A 16295-nucleotide genomic window follows, 5' to 3' on the forward strand; every position below is an offset into this window, starting at 1 on the left:
CATTAGTCATTAGTCATTAGTCATTAGTCATTAGTCATTAGTCATTAGTCATTAGTCATTAGTCATTAGTCATTAGCGCATCTTAAGCTAAACGCAGGGTGCAACGATTTGTATATACCTTACCTTATTCGGTTTCGTCAGACACGCGGAAGTAAATTAACACAGGAATCAATATGATTACCGTCAACAGCATAGAAAGCGCCGAACCAAAAGGCCAATCGCGGGCTCTCATAAACTGATTCTGAATCAAATTTCCCACCATAACTGTTTTAGATCCGCCCAATATATCTGGTGTGATGAAAGCGCCGACAGCGGGAACGAAAACTAAAATCGAGCCTGCAACAATACCACGAGTTGTTAATGGTAAAAATACGCGCCAAAAAGTGCGAATATCATTTGCACCTAAATCGTGAGCGGCTTCTACTAATGAAAAATTGAAGCGTTCTATGCTAGAATATAAAGGCAGAACCATGAAAGGTAAATAGCCGTAAATAAGACCGATCGCCACAGCAAAAGGCGTAAAAAGCAAGTTTAACGGTTCGCTAATAATTTGCAGGCTTTGCAGGGCTGTGTTAACTACTCCTTCGCTACGCAGCAGTATAATCCAGGCGTAGGTTCTCACTAAAAAATTAGTCCAAAATGGAATAATTACCAGCAAAAGCAAAGCATTTCGCCAGCGAGGAGAACGGGTGGCGATGAAGAATGCTAGGGGATAGCCAACTAACAAGCAAGTTGCTGTTGTTAGAAAAGCCAGCCAGAGCGATCGCCCAATTACTCCTAAGAAAAGTCCACTGAACAAACGCTGGTAATTGCTGAGAGTAAATATCCAAGTAACACCGCCGTAAGTACCGCGTTCTAAGAAACTGTACAACAGTACAATTAGCACGGGCAAAATGAAGAAAACCATCAGCCATGCCGTAGCGGGAAATAAGAGCAGCAACAGGTTAGTCTGCTGGCGGTTTTTGACACTCATTATTCACTCAAGCGAAATTTAGCACATAATGCAACACATTTTATATCAAATCCGCATTTTATGAATTATGTCATCATTAATAAATTATCAAGAGGTACGCAATGTCAGCAGAATCGTCAACCCCAAAAATAGTCGTCGTCGGTGCAGGATGGGCCGGTTTAGGCGCTACCTATCACCTAGCACAGCAAGGCTATGATGTCACCCTGCTAGAAGCAGGCCCTTATCCGGGTGGCTTAGTTGCAGGGTGGAAAACCGCCGGCGGGCGTTCCGTAGAAGCAGGCATTCATGGCTTCTGGTATCCCTACAAAAACATCTTTTCCTTAGTCAAGGAATTAGGACTCGATCCCTTCACGCCTTGGACTCGTTCTTGTCAGTATTCACCAGCAGGATTGGAAGTAGAATCGCCAATTTTTCAGGACGAACCGCGCCTTCCCACACCGTTAGGAACCTTTCTTTACACCAGATTTAAAAGACTGCCATTAGTCGATAGACTTTCCGCCTTACCCTTACTCTACGCCGTCCTAGATTTCGACAATTCCGACGAAGCTTGGCGCAGGTACGATCGCGTCACAGCCCGCGAACTATTCAAACAGTTTGGCGTGTCTGCAAGACTCTACCGCGATGCTTTTGAGCCTATGTTATTAGTAGGTTTATTTGCACCAGGAGAACAATGTTCTGCCGCCGCTGCTTTGGGAATGCTTTATTATTTCATATTAGCACACCAACCGGATTTTGATGTAGTTTGGTGTCGCGGAACTGTGGGAGAAAAAATCTTTCGTCCCTGGGTCGATCGCCTGAAAAAACTAGGTGCAAAAGTATTGACAAAGCAGCGAGTTACTGACTTAGTAGTTGACAGCCACAACAGAGCAACAGGCGTTGTTTGCGGCGAAGAAACCTTCGATGCAGATGCAGTTATTTTTGCAGTTGGCGTCACGGGAATGCAAAAAATAATCAGCAGCAGCCCAGCTTTGCAAGGTCGCCAAGAGTTTCGGGACGCGATGAATTTGGGTGCAGTTGATGTGTTAGCTGTTCGCCTGTGGTTTGACCGAAAAATTGACATTCCGCTGCCTTCTAATGCCTGTTTTGGATTTAGTTCAACTACGGGATGGACGTTTTTTGATTTGAATGCTTTGCACGACGAATTTAGAGACGAACCGGGAACAGTTGTCGAAGCTGACTTTTATCACGCCAATCAATTAATTCCCCTGAAAGATGAGGAAATTGTGGCCTTAGTTCAGCGGGATTTAGCCACTTGTATCCCCGCTTTTCGGGAAGCAAAAGTAATTGACAGCAGCGCGATTCGGCTGTCGCGGGCCGTGACGCATTTTGCCCCTGGTAGCTATCAATATTTGTTGCCTGCGGTAACAAGTTATGATAATGTATTGATGAGCGGCGATTGGGTTGTGACCCGTCACGGTTCTTGGTCGCAGGAAAAGGCTTATGTTACTGGTTTGGAGGCGGCAAATTTGGTAATTTCGCGTTTCGGAATCGGAAACAAAGCGGCAATTATTCCCGTGGAAGCTGACGAACCGCACATTCAAATCGGGAGAAAGATTAATCAGTTTACTCGCAGTTTGACTAAAACTTTCATTCCCGATTTTTGGCTGCCATAAGAATAAGGAAATTCGGCAACGGATTCGGTAAGGCATTTAACGGATGTCAGGAAGAAGGGGGATTCCCGTCGGGTTAGCTAAGAGGCCGATCGCACTAAAATGACTGTACAGTCGCACCCGCGCGCCACAGCTTCCGGGATATTCCCGTGAATCACCTGCTTCAGCAGCCCTTCCCGGCTCGCTCCCAGGACGATCGCATCGCACTGATCGTTCTGAGCCAAATCAATTAAAGCATCAGAAACCGATTTAGCGCAAACCGAAGTCGCTATTATCGAACAGCTAACCCGGCGCTTGATAAACTCCGCTGCTTGCTTTAATTCTCCGCGATCGGGTTCTGCAACAGAAGGCTGATGAACCTGACACAATTTAATCTCCGGTACAGCACTCGCAGCCACCAAAGCAGGTAGCAGCCGCAAAGCCGCAGCTTGCTTGTAACTGCCGCGAATAGGCACCAACCAGCGATGCAAACCCATCAGCGTGTGCAGTCCCAATTCTGGCCCTGGAAGGTCTGAATTCGGCGGGGAAAGTTCCGTCTCTGGAGTCGCTAATGAATCTGAGGATATCGCCAATCCGGGATTATCTGCACCATCAACTCCTTCGGTATTGAATTCCCATTCAATAGACGTATATTTTCGCCCGCTGAAAATGGGGGAAAACTCATTTTTCTTACGTGTTGCTAATAGTTTTTCGCTCCACTTCACCAAAATAACCTCGCAGCCTGCTTGCCGAATTACGGTATCCACCACATCGCCAAAAATGCGTCCTTTTGTGGAAAATTCGCCTTGCCAGCCCATCAAAATTGAATCGATATGTCGCTCCTTTATTGTCTCCAAAATCGCGTTAGGCACGTCGTGAGCTACCCGTATTTGGGTGTGTACCGGCAAGTTCCAATTGCGAATTATTCGCTCTGCTTGTTGTAGCAGGCGGCGGCTTTTGGTTGTCCGCACTGCGCTTTCTGAGGGGGAACTGTTGCGCGGTACTATGATGATTTGCAGGCATTCTAATTCGTAATTGCGATCGCGCGCAATCGCCGCAGCCAGTCGCAGCAAAGCGGGTGCTGTTTGGGGGTTGGAAAGCGGTACTAATAAGCGGCCGTTTCCCACTTGCGGGGCTTTGGTTTGATAGACAACATAAGAAGGTTCTGGATGCGGGCCCTGGGTGGTTTCTCCGCTGAGGCGATCGGATTCAACTCGGATAATGTCGCTGCGGGTAATAATTCCCACCAAACGCCGACCTTCTACGACTGGCAAACGGCTGATATTGTAGTTGTTGAGCCTGTACAATACCTCGCTTAAAGTATCGCTTGCTTTGACTGCGATCGGCTGTACAGTCATAAATTCTTTAAGCAGGGAGTTGCCGGACAAATTGCGCCCGCTGGCATTTGCCAAATCGGTTTGACTGACAATTCCCACTAATTTGCCATCTTCAACTACTGGAAATCCTCGGTGGTGCGATCGCGAAAAAGCCTGCATCACTTCATCAAAAGTCAGCAGACTCGAAAGAGTTTCAACTCGGCGCTGCATCACGTCATCTGCGTGCAAGTCGCTCAAAGTATTGCTCGCAGCTTTTGCCTTTGTCAGTTGAATGCCGTTAAAATCCAAAAGGCGATCGTACAAAGAGCCACTGTCCACCTTTTCCGCCACCAAATAAGCAACTACAGAACAGATCATCAAAGGCAGCACTAATTTGAAATCCGCCGTAATTTCAAACACAATCACTACAGCAGTAATCGGCGCCCTAGAAACCGCGCAAAAAAACGCTCCCATTCCCGCCAAAGCGTAAGTTACCGGCAAACCGACTCCCAGGGAATCTGCCTGCACAATTCCCACCATGTGACCGAGTGCAGAACCCATAACTAGGGCAGGGGAAAACAATCCTCCCGGAGCTCCAGAAGCAGCGGAAATAATTGTCAGAAAAAAGTGAGCTACAAAAGCAATTAAACTCGTTATCCCGCTTGCTTCACCGGTCAGCATAAACTCCCGTAAACCAGTATTATCGCGGAAAGTTGCTGGAAGAAAAGCTATTACTGAACCGCAGATTAAACCAGCTAGAGCCATTCGCACAGGCAAAGCTAATTTGAGCGATCGCCTGTTAAATTGCAAGCTAGCCATAATCCCTTTGGTGAACAAAGCTCCCAGCCATCCCGCTAAAACTCCTAATAGTATATAAAACGGGATTTCCTGAGCATCAAAACTGGTTTGGTACGCGCGAAGGTTCAAATTTAAACTATCGCCGCCCAAAAGCTGCGAGACAACTGCACCGATAAATGAAGCGATAATTGCAGTCCCTAAAGTCAATCCCGAAACGTCGTGCAGCAGTTCTTCAACTACAAACAAAACTCCTGCAATGGGAGCATTGAAACCTGCAGCCAATCCTGCAGCAGCACCGCAAGCAATCAATTGTCGGCGGTAGTCTGGGGAAGTCGGCATCAAGTGACCTATCCAGCCAGCCAAAGATGCTCCTATTTGCACAGTCGGGCCTTGCCTGCCTAAAGTTAAACCGGAACCAACTGCTAAAATAGTCGTCAGAAGTTTGGCGACAGCTACTCGCAAATCTAAGGAAAGATTGACTCCGCCAAGAGCAGCTTTGACGTGAGGAATGCCACTGCCGGCAGTTTCGGGAGCCAAACGCTCAACCAATAAACCTGTCAGCAACCCGCCCAATAAACCGACACTGGGCAGTAATATCCAAGCTGGAATTACTGTCGAGGTAGCAACTCGCCAACTGCCCAGCCATCCGACTCCTGATTTGAGCAAAACACCAGCCAGTCCTGAAATTAAACCGATCAGACAAGCTTCAAAAATGGCTAGGCGTTTTGGTCGTAAAAAAAGTTGAGATTTGATAACCCTGGAAGGTTCCCTAAATTGTTTAGGGATAGTTATGTACGGCATAAATAGCGTAGATGACCTGAGAATTGTCTGCTCGATCGCACTTTAGCGAAAAATCCTTCGATACTTACCTAAAATCTGCTGTAATTCCGATGCTACCGGATTTGATATCAATCTGCGATTTTTTTACCTTATAGCCTCCACCAGTGTTTTTAAATCCGGCACTTCTAAATCAGGCTGGCCGCTGGCCGGCAGTGTCGCGCAAAATCCTGTTTTTTCGTGTCGGCGATTTACCCAAATATATCTCGTGACTTGACAGCAATTGTCTCAAGACTAGCAGTATTCCCCTTTCCCCATCTCTCAGAGTGCCGTAGCAGTCAAAACTCACTACTGAAAATTGATTAAATTCAAGCATAGTTAGCTCCGAGTTTAGGGTTGATATTCCGCAAAAATCTCAATTTTGCCCACAATGTTTTGATTAAATTGAGCCAATTCTTCTGCCGGAATCCAATATTCTTGGTGAATCGAACTGCCCACATTTTGAACTGGATATTTTTTTAAGAATTCTGTCGCCACCCGAAAGCGCGTGACATAGCCGAAATATCCCGATGCTGCATCTCTTGTATTCCAATCTCTCGCGATTTGTATGGCATAGGCTTTGTGAAGTACGGGATAAAAAGTAGGCTGAAAGGATAAGCGTGGCGGAAATGCCAGAAAATCGCTTTCTTTAATCAGTTCCATTTCTTTTTTGCCGACGGCTCGGAACAGCGTTACTGTCTCTTGATCTGATATATTGATATTTTTAAACCAAGCTTTCCAACCGTCCCAATTGTGAACTATTTTCGCCAATTCAGCGTAACCGGCGGCGCGGGGATGGGAAACGTCATTTTCGGTAAGTTCTTTATGCCAAATTTCCGAGTTTTGCAGCGGGGTGCAAACATCTAAATAAGGCACATTTAACTCGTTGCAAACTTGGGCAAACTGTTCAGATAAGTTGGCAATCCGCCTTGTGCGATCGGCATCAATAACTGGCGGTGGCCCTACCATTAATACTGGAAATATATTTTTGGCTGACATGAGAATACAGCGGGTATTTTCAATTGATTTGTCAACTTCTATGCGAATTTTTTCGTTGTCTCGGTAAGTGTCGTTGACGCCAAAGGAAAATACTATTCTGCCATCGCCGTAGTGAGGTAAGCGGCGAGAAACTTCGTTGAACCAACGAGTTTCTATATCGGCACTGGTTTCTCCCCTTATTCCTAAATTGTAGTAGGTAATATCGTGTCCTTGTCCGCAAGCGGCCGCGCAAATCCGTCCTGTCCAACCGAGACATTTGGGATCGCAAGTACCGTTTACAAAAGAATCGCCGATAAAACAAATACGCATATTATGTATGGGAAGTGGGAATTGGGAATTGTTGACTGTTGACTGTTGACTGTTGACTGTTGACTGTTGACTGTTGACTGATGATTGATGACAACTGACAACTGACTACTAACAACTGACAACTGACTACTAACAACTGCCAACTGCCAACTGACTTTAATTCTTACCGATGACGGACAATCCTTCTACAATTACAGATGGTGTTTGGCAAGAACCGTTCCACTCGGAATCTCCTCCCAATTCTACCAATTGTTTGAGGACGTTGTAGACATTGCCAGCTACCATTGTGTCTTTGATTCTGCCGACTATTTGACCTTTTTTGACTCGGTAGCCTAGATCGACATTAATTGAAAAATCGCCGGAAATTCCAGCACTGCCACCAAGCATTTGATCGACTACAATTCCGTCGTCTAATTTAGCGATTAAATCGATTAGCGAAAGCGAACCTGGCTTAATCAAAATATTGAACAAACTCGGTGTCGGATAGCTGCCCAAACCCGGCCGAAATCCGTTGCCTGTGGTGCCACTGCCCAAGGCTCGACCTGTGGTGCGATCGGTATAAAATAGCTGCAACACTCCGCTGTTGATAAAGACGATCGCCCGCGTGGGAGTACCTTCGTCGTCAAAAGGACAGCTATAGGGCCCGATATCCGGCTGCTGCGACAGGGTGACAAGCGGCGAAGTCACTTGTTGGCCTAATCGATCGTTCCAAGGCGAAGCGCCTTCGAGTACCTGTTTGCCGTTCAACGCCGCACAGACAGTCCCCCACAGCAAATCGGCTGCTTTGGCTGTAAATAGCACCGGCACGCGGCCCGTGGCGGGAGCAACATTGTCTTTCGCCCATTCTAAACGCTGCAAAACCCGCTTGGCGCTGGTGTTTAAGTCGAGGGTGCCGCGTTCGGTTTCGCCTTCCCAAATGTTGAGGAAATCTTCGCCCCGCACTAATTCTGCTGATAAGTAACCGCTGAGGGTGGTGTCGGTGTGACTGGAATCCAAGCCTTTGGTGTTCACCAAACGGGTGCTCTCGATTTCGCAGTCGAGTTCGGCGGTGCAGAGGCTTTCTGGATAAGCTTCGCGGACGATCGCGATCGCCTCTTTGCCCCAGTTTACTAGCTGTTGGGCCGGCACCGACACTCCGCGATCGGGATAAACAACTTTCTCACCGGTGCCGAGTTCGATGGTTTCCGGTTCGTTAAGTTGTGAAAGCGCGATCGCCCTGTCCACCAAAATTTGCAGTTCCACGGGCCCGTAGGCCACCGCCAAACCCGGCCGCCCGTCCCGCCACAGCCGCAGGGCAATGCCTTCTGCTTGGGCGGTTTCTAGCTGTTTGAGGCGGTTTGCTTCAAAAAAGACCGGCCGCGAGAGCGATTGCGATTCCAATACCTCAGCAGCTTCTGCACCTGCTTTGGTGGCTAGTTCTAACAGTTGTTCTGCTGATTGGTGATTGGTCATTGTTGTCGGTGGTTGGTAATGAGCGATTCGATTTTCGATTTTCGGTTTTCGATTAAAGAATTGGCAATAACTTACTGGATATGGGTTGGGTGCACGGGTCTACATTTAGATACTTTTGGGAAAACTGGTGTAATTGACGATAACCAGATTTTACAGTCATTGGTCATCAGTCATCAGTTAATAATCTACCGTCATTACTTTAGACTTAACAGCTATATTGACTCATAACTAATGACTAATGACTAATGACTAATGACTAAATAGTTAGTTCGTGCAGCAGCCAAAATCCTGCAAAAGATTCCGATTCGGGATTCGACTGAATTGCTAAAAAATGTACTTTTTTTGCTTGGTTTTTAGCTGCTTCAAATCCTTTCGCTTCTCTCTCAGTTCCTGCATCTCTGAGATTAGCTAAAATCCAGCGATCGTTAGCTCCCGTATCTAATACCAGCCTAGCGGGTGGGCCACTCTCAAATTTCAGAAAAGCCAACTCTAAACCAGACATCCAACCTGCCAAAGCTGTTGCTCTCGACGAGTAGATAATTAGTCCCGGAATTTGCGTTTCTGGGGCGAGGCGTGTCATCGGCAGTCCGAAAGCTTCGCCAAATCCGATATCCCACTCGGACATTTCGTCAAAAGCTGCGATCGGCAAACTCACAAACGCCCATTTTTCCCCGATTAAAGCATCCGGCAGCGCAACTGGCGTTTCTGGTACAAATTGAACGCTCGGGTTGACGACCGGTTGATAGCCCGGTTCGGCGGGATAAACGTCTTGCATCCGTTCTTCCAGCCACAGGCTAAGGGCGAGGGTGCGGCGGCTGCAGGCGGCGGGAATGTCCAAGTCATCGCAGGCTTTAGTAATCATGTTCGCCATTTGGCGGCGGAAAAAGCGGATTTTTTCGGGGCGTTTCGGTGCTGCGGCGATCGCATCTTTAATAGCACCCGCCAGCCACAGGGAATTTACGGTAGAACTGGAGCAGAATTGCGAGTAGCGAAACAGAGATTCGGCCTTGTCGCCTACATTCAGCGGGCTTTCGCAGATCAACACTTCCCATTTTTTTTTCTCTCGCTCGTCTATGATTGGACGGCTGTAAAAGTCGAGTTCCCAAATAGTAGCCATGCCGCGCTGTTTAAAATTAATCCTTTCTCATGTTACCGGACAGCGGGCAAGTTTCTGATTCTGACAATTTAAGGCTGATTTTCAATCGCGGGCGATCGCACTTTCCCTCATATTGCCACTTTCCCTTGCAGCTTCCCGTGTAATTTTTGGCAGCAGTGCACAACCGGAAGCATTAGCAACTCCTCGGACAACTGTCGCGGAGCAATCTCAACACGCGATCGTTTGTTAAACTTGTGCAAGCCAGGGAAAACAAACAGTATAGCTTGATTCCATGAGACAAATCATTCTCGAAAAGATTGTTTCCACCTTAAAACCTTTAGATTTTGTTCTCGCTTTGTGGCAAGGAGGTTCAGCAGCCCACGGATACACCGACGAGTGGTCAGACCTCGATATTGCGGTTGTGGTTGAAGATAACTGCGTGGAACAAACCTTTGATATTGTTGAAAAATCCCTCGCAGAAATTGCCGAAATCGAACTCAAATATCGAGTTCCCGAACCCGCTTGGCACGGTCAATCGCAGTGCTTCTGGCGGCTCAAAGAAACCCCGCCGTTTTTGCTAATTGATTTCGCCGTTTTCCGGCGCAGCAGCCGCAACGATTTTCTAGAAATAGAGAGACACGGGAAAGTGCCGATCGCCTTTGACAAAGCTAATATAATTGTACCGCTTCCTTTGGATAAAAACCATCATTTATCCCAAATGCAAACCCGATTCAACGAAATTAAAATTCGTTTCGATTTGCTGCAACCTCTGGTAAAAAAAGAAATTTATCGCGGACATTTAGTAGATGCGATCGGCAACTATCACAATTGGACGCTTCTACCCTTAGTCGAACTGTTGGGCATGATTTACCGTCCCCACAGATACGATTTTGAACTAAAATATTTCAGCCGAGACTTTCCGCCCGAAATAGTCGATCGCGTTGCACCCCTTTTCTGCATCGCCCACCTTGAAGATTTGACAGCAAAACAGCAAATAGCTGAGGCTTTATTTGCAGAAAGTTTACCGCTTGCAGAAGCTAATTTTTACTTTGATAACACCCTAAAACTACCGCTATAGGCTCAAGGTTTCGTACCGAAAGCGATAATATAGTAGCATCAACCTTAAAGAGTAACATCCCGTGACAAAACTCAGCGTCAACATCAACAGAATCGCCCTCCTAAGAAACTCTCGAAACATCGGCATCCCCAGCGTTACTGAAGCCGCAAAAACAGTAATTGCCGCCGGAGCCCACGGCGTTACAGTCCATCCCCGCCCCGACGAAAGGCACATCAAAGCTGCGGATGTTTACGAATTAGCTAAAATGCTAACCGTTGAGTTCAACATCGAAGGAAATCCGTTTCAGCCGCCATTTATGGATATAGTTTGCGACGTAAAACCGGCTCAGTGTACCTTGGTGCCAGATGCTCCCGACGTGCTAACATCCGATAGCGGTTGGAATATTCCCGAAAATCGCGATCGGCTCTTACCAATCATTCAAAAATTAAAAGACAATGGTATCAGAGTCAGCTTATTTATGGACGCAGATGCTGCTCTCATGCCGCTAGCAAAAGAAGTTGGAGCAGACAGAGTAGAACTGTACACGGAACCCTACGCAACTGCTTTTCGCGAAGAGAGAGTTGAATCTGTTTTTCAACAATATGTTGAAGCAGCTCAAGCCGCTCAATCAGCAGGTTTAGGGGTGAATGCTGGGCATGATTTAAATTTGCAAAATTTAGCTAAATTTTGCTCTATTCCTGATATACTAGAAGTATCAATTGGTCATGCTTTAATTGCAGAAGCGCTAGAAATGGGGTTGTCCAAAACAGTAGAAGCTTACCTAAAAATTCTGGCAGGTTCGTAATACGAATTAACCTTGTCTGGCAGGGCAGATTTGGCAGCGATAAACCCGTTTGTATCAGAGAGTCTGACTAAATCTGCCCTAGAAAAATACACGATCAAAACTTACTAAAACCCGGGTTGGACGTGCTACAAATATGGTAAGGTGCGGTTTGCAGCGCCCTACATAATTAGGCGATTGTCAAAAACGAAGTAATACGAGGGGCTGTAACCCCGTGGGGGTCTAGCAGTTGTCTAGTAGTAAGGCAGAGCCAGAATCCAAAACACCGTGTTTTTTGGGTGTGGGCATTTTTTTAACAAGATCCTGGGAAACAGCTTTAATTTTCCTCGACCCAATTACTAATATTCTCTGATGATATTATGCGTAGGTAGTATCATTGAAATGTCCGGAAAAACAGAGCCTACTACTTAGCTCCCCCATTGCCAATCTGCTACCATCAGGTTTTGTGCAAGTACGGGATATTTACGTGTATCCTCTATGCTGCTGTAGCCTCTGTGCGATCGCCAGATTTAATCCGGTGAAAACAGGCAAACACAAGTAACCATATACAACTCCTTACCCCCCCCTCAGAAGTGCGACATGAAAAAACTAATTTTACTGACTGGAATGCTACTCATGATGACGGCAAAATCAGTATTTGCCAGCCCAGTAGCCCCCAAAATTGCGCCGAGCGAGCTGATGGCTGCCTCGGAAATTACAGAAACCCTTAACAAACCCGTTACCTCTGAATCAGTTCCCAACCTCGAACCAATCAAGCGAATGTCAACCTCGGAAATCCGAGAAACCATCAACCAACCCACCACCTATATTTTTGAAGGCATCAAAGGGCGAGAACTCACTCTCTCCCTGTGGGCGGGACAACTGACAGCCGAACTGTACAGTCCCAATGGTGAAAATATGGGGGTTATTGAAAAAGCAGACAATCAGTGGATTGGCCAGTTGCCAGAGTCAGGTATTTACCGCGTGCGAGTTACCCCCAAAGGTGAAACCACCAGCTTCGTCCTGGGACGCGACTTTAACGCCAAGTGGACTTATAGGCCCGATCGCGCAATTCCCATAGCATTCAAGGAAAAACAAGCCACAGTCAAACTCAAAATGTCCGGCTACCAAATCCAGCCTATCACGGTTCAAGGCAAGCAGGGACAGACAATTAGGGTCACAGCTAGCACCAAAAATCTAGATCTGGCGATCGAATCTCCGTCGGGACAACTCTTGGATCAAGGCGAAGGTCAAACTTTTGCTCAACTCCCCGAGTCCGGCACTTACCGGGTAATCGTAGTTGCAAAGAGGCCGGTCAAGCCCTCAATCCGAGTTTCTGTGCAATAGCAAAGATTGCAGACATACTCTTGAGGGCGATAGAATTTGCGCCCGCCAAAAAAACAGCTCCCCAATTGGGCGAGCTGTTTTTTTTGCGTAAAATCAACCTTGGATCAGCGCTTCAAAACGTTCTTGTTTCCAAATGCAGCTTAAATCCGAGTCAGCTAAAGCTAGCTCTCGGTATAAATTAGGAATCAACTCCATAGCCCGCTGCAAATTGTCAAGGGCTAAATCAGCAAATCCCAGTAGAGCATAACAGCAAGCTTTATTGTAAAAAGCGTTAGCAAAATCAGGATTTATTTCTAAAACTGTTTCGTAGCAAGCAATCGCCTCAGAGTAGCAGCCTTTTCGTGCCAATTCCACACCCCGGTTGTACCAGATCAAATAATCCTCAAAGGGACGCTCCGAGGTGGGAGTAAACTTGCCATTTCTCTGATTTAAACCTACTAATTTCTCCAAAGCTACTCTCCGTTCGCCCACAGCGTCGGCTCTGCCCGGTTGTAGAGCGATCGATCGGCTAAAACTAGCCACTGCTTGTTTGTAAAGTCCCATAGAGTTCGCAGCTATACCGCGATTGTACCAAGCCTTCGCGTCATCAGGTTTAAACTCGATCGCCCGATCAAAACTGTTGAGTGCCTGATAGTAAAGCTTGAGTTCCAATAGGGCATTACCTCGGTTGTACCACGCCCAAGCAGCCTCCGGGTACAAATTTAAACAGCGATCAAAACTCAGAACCGCCTTCTCGTAAAGCCCCATATCGATCAGCGTCAGTCCTCGGTTGTGCCAAATACTCGCCGCGCACGGACTGAACTCCAGAGCCCGGTCAAAACTATTGAGAGCCTCCAACCACTCGCCCAACTTTCCTAAAGCAATAGCCCGGTTGTGCCAGCCAAAGCTCGCATTCGGCTGCACCGCCAAGGCTTCATCAAAACTCTTCAGCGCCTCTAAGTGCCGTTCTAAATTCCCCAAAGCCATACCTCGGCCGAACCAAGCCTTATAATGATCTGATTGCAACTTCAAAGCTCTGTTAAAGTTCGCCAGAGCACCATGATCATCGTTAGCTTCGAGGTGGCGCGAACCCAGATGGTAATACCAAGCCGCTTCCAAGTTTTGAATTAAGTTCATAATATTTTGTATCTATCTTAGGGATGATTCTACCTGAAACCATACCTGGAATAAAACTGTAATTCCACTAAAAATCTGAAAAATTTGATACAGGGGGATCGCCCGTACACACTGCCCGTAACAACCTCAACAATTTGCGGTCAAAACTAACTATTTTCCTCTAGTAAAAAGCTCTTTTAGCTAACCGCACTCATAGTTTTTTAGAGCTGCTGCGAATCTTAACACTGCGTGAATCACGCAACTCTTACCACCGCATCCCGAATTAGGTTTGCAGTTACACAAAGAGTCCTAGGGCGTCCCAAGTCTAACTGCAAATCTCCTAGTGCTAATAGCTTCTACTTCTGCTTGCCCAATTCAAGCAACCACAACTGCTGTTTTAGCATTCTCACTCAACATCAACTGGCCTGTTCCATCAATACTAAAATCTTTCCCCAGCACAAAACCCTTGCCCATCAACCGCTGGCAAACAACCAGGGCAGTGATTCGGCGAATTTCTTCCATCACGTCAGCAGGAATCAAATAACTCAAACTCCAGATCACGGACTCACAGTCATACCAAATCAAACGCTCAATACTGACAATCATCAAAGCAGCTAAACTGTCAACAGGCAGCCGCCCTCTGAGATCCGCAATCAAATCCTTACCAATTAAGCTATTGCGAGTCATCATCGCTCTAGCCATCTTCCCAATTTCTTGTTCGAGTTCTAAATGATTCATGCTTGGCACTGGCTTTTATGTTTTTAAAGCACTACTAAAAGTAAAAACAGTAGCCGCTAACAGGCTCTGCCCTAGCGTAGCTGACGCAGGCTCTACCGTAACTCCTTTTAACAAAGTATACCTAAAGAAAGATCAAAAATGTATCTAAAGGCAGATACCAAAATATAGTTTTGTCAAAGTAATTCGCTTTGCCAAGCCCTAGAAGAGTTACTGGCAGCAGCGAATAAGCGCATTTTTGCCCGCCAAGGCCCAGGGTCTACTTTCGCCGGACTGTTTTGATCCCAATCCAGAGGGTCAAATATGCGAGATTCTTTAAGCTGACTACCGGGCGGTGTACGTCGCTTTCGCGCTCGGTGATCCTATCTTTCTTCTAGGAAATTGGAAAGCCCAGTTTGGTTAGCGCCCGGACGAGTTTACTGCGGGGTTGTTTGTTTTTGGCATTGGTCAATATGCGGGGTTCTGAGTCGGTTTTGGGGCGCACGGAGAGCCTGACGCTAGGTTGATCACATTCACATTGTCGCGATCGTCTATATCTTTGCAGGCGCTCTTGCCACCGTCTTTTCCCCATTAACAGCAGAAATAGGGCAAGCAAAGCAGGCAATGTGGCTAGACAGTCGCCTTTTATTTCGGGTATTTACAATTTTGCTTATCGTTCTGAACGCGATCGTCATCTCCTATGTGGCGATCGTAAATTTTAAAACAATTAATCAACTTTTTGCAAGCATCGTTAGGTGGTAAAATCAGGGGTTGCTTAGCAAGGGAGTTGATGAGTGAGGGGATATATTTCTAAACAGAATCATCCTGCCGTTAGAGGAGTTGTCAAGGGACTACCCCTAATTGGTTGCTTGCTGATCGCCATTTTTAGTTACTGGCTGTCTCAAACTTTGCCAGTTCAGGCAGATGCTGTTACATCTCCAAAAACTTGTCAAATTGGAGTTTACTTGACATCATTGCGAGATTTTAAGCCAGCAGAGAAGTCGTTTTCTGCAAACTTCTGGGTCTGGAGTGTTTGTCCTTTTGAGACTCCAAAACCTTTAGAAAGCCTCAAGGTTGTAAGTAGCAACGAAGTTAACAAGAATTACAGCAGTTTTTCCCGAAGCGAAAATTTGTCGGATACATTTAAGGCCAGTAAAAACGTATTCTGGTCTGAAGAGGAGATTAGCACAACTCTCTATTACAACTGGGACACAAAAAATTATCCATTCGATCGCCATGTCTTGAAAATTACTCTTGAGGAAACACAGTTAGATGCTTCCACCTTCGTTCACGCCCCAGATTTTGCTGGCACAGGCTATCAGAAAGATATGGACTTGGAAGATTGGAAAATTATAGATTTTAAGATTGCTCAAGAGAATTTCCCTTATAGAACAAGCTTTGGTAGTCCGGGAATAAAAAGAGAACTAAATTCCCGATCTCGCTTAATTATTTCAATTACAATTAACCGCGAGAGTAAAGTTAGCTTTTTTAAACTTGTGATGGGAGTTTATGCTGCTGTTGCCCTCTCAATAATGGCATTGTTGCTGGATGAAGATATAATGGGCATCCTTGTCGGTAATTTGTTTGCAGTTATAGTGAATCTGCAAGCAGCTACCTCAGATTTGGGTAGTAGTAATTCTGTCACCCTGATTGATTTCATCCACATCATCGCAATCATTTACATCTTCATAACCGCAATTGTGCTGGTCTACACTCGATTTTTAAGTGAAGCAGAGCAGTCGGATTGGTCACGGTATTTAAGGCGCCGCCTTGCTGTTCCGATCCTGGCTGGCTCATTCGTTGTTGTTAATATTATTGTCATTTCTCATGCGGCGATCGTAGGTTAGATCAAAACGCCAGTGCACCAAAGATTACGAAATAATTTATTACTTGCTCATTTGGCGCTTATGTGCTAATCTTGAACAAGCTTATAGTCTAAAAATATTCATTTAT

At 46.2% G+C, this 16295-nt stretch carries 13 protein-coding genes; 5 read left to right on the plus strand and 8 right to left on the minus strand.

What is annotated here, in order from left to right:
- Nucleotides 1-124: 124 nt before the first annotated feature.
- Nucleotides 125-973, minus strand: coding sequence for an ABC transporter permease (locus QT979_RS25425; protein WP_333211837.1), 849 nt, complete (start codon nucleotides 971-973; stop codon nucleotides 125-127).
- A 101-nt stretch (nucleotides 974-1074) separates the two neighbouring features.
- Here QT979_RS25425 and QT979_RS25430 point away from each other — a divergent pair, with 101 nt between their 5' ends.
- Nucleotides 1075-2586, plus strand: coding sequence for an FAD-dependent oxidoreductase (locus tag QT979_RS25430; protein WP_333215249.1), 1512 nt, complete (start codon nucleotides 1075-1077; stop codon nucleotides 2584-2586).
- 77 nt (nucleotides 2587-2663) lie between these two features.
- Here QT979_RS25430 and QT979_RS25435 read toward each other — a convergent pair whose 3' ends face one another.
- The 5 genes from QT979_RS25435 to QT979_RS25455 all read right to left on the minus strand — a co-directional run bounded on the left by QT979_RS25435 (nucleotide 2664) and on the right by QT979_RS25455 (nucleotide 9369).
- Nucleotides 2664-5477, minus strand: a complete 2814-nt coding sequence (locus QT979_RS25435) for a chloride channel protein (protein WP_333215251.1) — start codon at nucleotides 5475-5477, stop codon at nucleotides 2664-2666.
- A gap of 169 nt (nucleotides 5478-5646) precedes the next feature.
- Nucleotides 5647-5829: a hypothetical protein gene (locus QT979_RS25440; protein ID WP_333215253.1), complete on the minus strand. Its 183-nt coding sequence runs from the start codon at nucleotides 5827-5829 to the stop codon at nucleotides 5647-5649.
- A gap of 14 nt (nucleotides 5830-5843) precedes the next feature.
- Nucleotides 5844-6800, minus strand: coding sequence for a GDSL-type esterase/lipase family protein (locus QT979_RS25445; RefSeq protein ID WP_333312052.1), 957 nt, complete (start codon nucleotides 6798-6800; stop codon nucleotides 5844-5846).
- A 156-nt stretch (nucleotides 6801-6956) separates the two neighbouring features.
- The gene (locus tag QT979_RS25450; RefSeq protein WP_333312053.1) at nucleotides 6957-8252 is read right to left on the minus strand and encodes a TldD/PmbA family protein; all 1296 of its coding nucleotides are present in this window, start codon (nucleotides 8250-8252) and stop codon (nucleotides 6957-6959) included.
- Between the two features lie 256 nt (nucleotides 8253-8508).
- Entirely contained in the window at nucleotides 8509-9369 is an 861-nt protein-coding gene (locus tag QT979_RS25455) for a Tab2/Atab2 family RNA-binding protein (RefSeq protein WP_333058000.1), read from the minus strand.
- Between the two features lie 271 nt (nucleotides 9370-9640).
- Between QT979_RS25455 and QT979_RS25460 the strand changes: the two genes are divergently transcribed.
- From QT979_RS25460 to QT979_RS25470, 3 genes are all read left to right on the plus strand, one after another.
- Entirely contained in the window at nucleotides 9641-10426 is a 786-nt protein-coding gene (locus QT979_RS25460) for a nucleotidyltransferase domain-containing protein (protein ID WP_333215259.1), read from the plus strand.
- Between the two features lie 61 nt (nucleotides 10427-10487).
- Nucleotides 10488-11210: a pyridoxine 5'-phosphate synthase gene (locus QT979_RS25465; protein WP_333312054.1), complete on the plus strand. Its 723-nt coding sequence runs from the start codon at nucleotides 10488-10490 to the stop codon at nucleotides 11208-11210.
- A 576-nt stretch (nucleotides 11211-11786) separates the two neighbouring features.
- The gene (locus QT979_RS25470) at nucleotides 11787-12533 is read left to right on the plus strand and encodes a hypothetical protein (protein ID WP_333312055.1); all 747 of its coding nucleotides are present in this window, start codon (nucleotides 11787-11789) and stop codon (nucleotides 12531-12533) included.
- Nucleotides 12534-12626: 93 nt separating this feature from the next.
- Here the strand turns inward: QT979_RS25470 and QT979_RS25475 are convergent, their stop codons facing one another.
- Together QT979_RS25475 and QT979_RS25480 are read right to left on the minus strand one after the other, a co-directional pair.
- Complete coding sequence (locus tag QT979_RS25475) at nucleotides 12627-13649, minus strand: tetratricopeptide repeat protein (protein ID WP_333215265.1); 1023 nt, start codon at nucleotides 13647-13649, stop codon at nucleotides 12627-12629.
- Nucleotides 13650-14003: 354 nt separating this feature from the next.
- Nucleotides 14004-14366, minus strand: coding sequence for a hypothetical protein (locus QT979_RS25480; RefSeq protein WP_333215283.1), 363 nt, complete (start codon nucleotides 14364-14366; stop codon nucleotides 14004-14006).
- Between the two features lie 884 nt (nucleotides 14367-15250).
- Between QT979_RS25480 and QT979_RS25485 the strand changes: the two genes are divergently transcribed.
- Nucleotides 15251-16189, plus strand: a complete 939-nt coding sequence (locus QT979_RS25485; RefSeq protein WP_333312056.1) for a hypothetical protein — start codon at nucleotides 15251-15253, stop codon at nucleotides 16187-16189.
- The last annotated feature ends 106 nt before the right edge of the window (nucleotides 16190-16295 follow it).

Source organism: Microcoleus sp. w2-18bC1, from assembly GCF_036700365.1.
Taxonomy (GTDB): Bacteria; Cyanobacteriota; Cyanobacteriia; order Cyanobacteriales; family Microcoleaceae; genus Microcoleus.

What these genes read in the sequence shown, in the direction of transcription:
- QT979_RS25425 (WP_333211837.1), bottom strand. Translation starts at nt 973, where the DNA reads ATGAGTGTCAAAAACCGCCAGCAGACTAACCTGTTGCTGCTCTTATTT.
- QT979_RS25430 (WP_333215249.1), top strand. Translation starts at nt 1,075, where the DNA reads ATGTCAGCAGAATCGTCAACCCCAAAAATAGTCGTCGTCGGTGCAGGA.
- QT979_RS25435 (WP_333215251.1), bottom strand. Translation starts at nt 5,477, where the DNA reads ATGCCGTACATAACTATCCCTAAACAATTTAGGGAACCTTCCAGGGTT.
- QT979_RS25440 (WP_333215253.1), bottom strand. Translation starts at nt 5,829, where the DNA reads ATGCTTGAATTTAATCAATTTTCAGTAGTGAGTTTTGACTGCTACGGC.
- QT979_RS25445 (WP_333312052.1), bottom strand. Translation starts at nt 6,800, where the DNA reads ATGCGTATTTGTTTTATCGGCGATTCTTTTGTAAACGGTACTTGCGAT.
- QT979_RS25450 (WP_333312053.1), bottom strand. Translation starts at nt 8,252, where the DNA reads ATGACCAATCACCAATCAGCAGAACAACTGTTAGAACTAGCCACCAAA.
- QT979_RS25455 (WP_333058000.1), bottom strand. Translation starts at nt 9,369, where the DNA reads ATGGCTACTATTTGGGAACTCGACTTTTACAGCCGTCCAATCATAGAC.
- QT979_RS25460 (WP_333215259.1), top strand. Translation starts at nt 9,641, where the DNA reads ATGAGACAAATCATTCTCGAAAAGATTGTTTCCACCTTAAAACCTTTA.
- QT979_RS25470 (WP_333312055.1), top strand. Translation starts at nt 11,787, where the DNA reads ATGAAAAAACTAATTTTACTGACTGGAATGCTACTCATGATGACGGCA.
- QT979_RS25475 (WP_333215265.1), bottom strand. Translation starts at nt 13,649, where the DNA reads ATGAACTTAATTCAAAACTTGGAAGCGGCTTGGTATTACCATCTGGGT.
- QT979_RS25480 (WP_333215283.1), bottom strand. Translation starts at nt 14,366, where the DNA reads ATGAATCATTTAGAACTCGAACAAGAAATTGGGAAGATGGCTAGAGCG.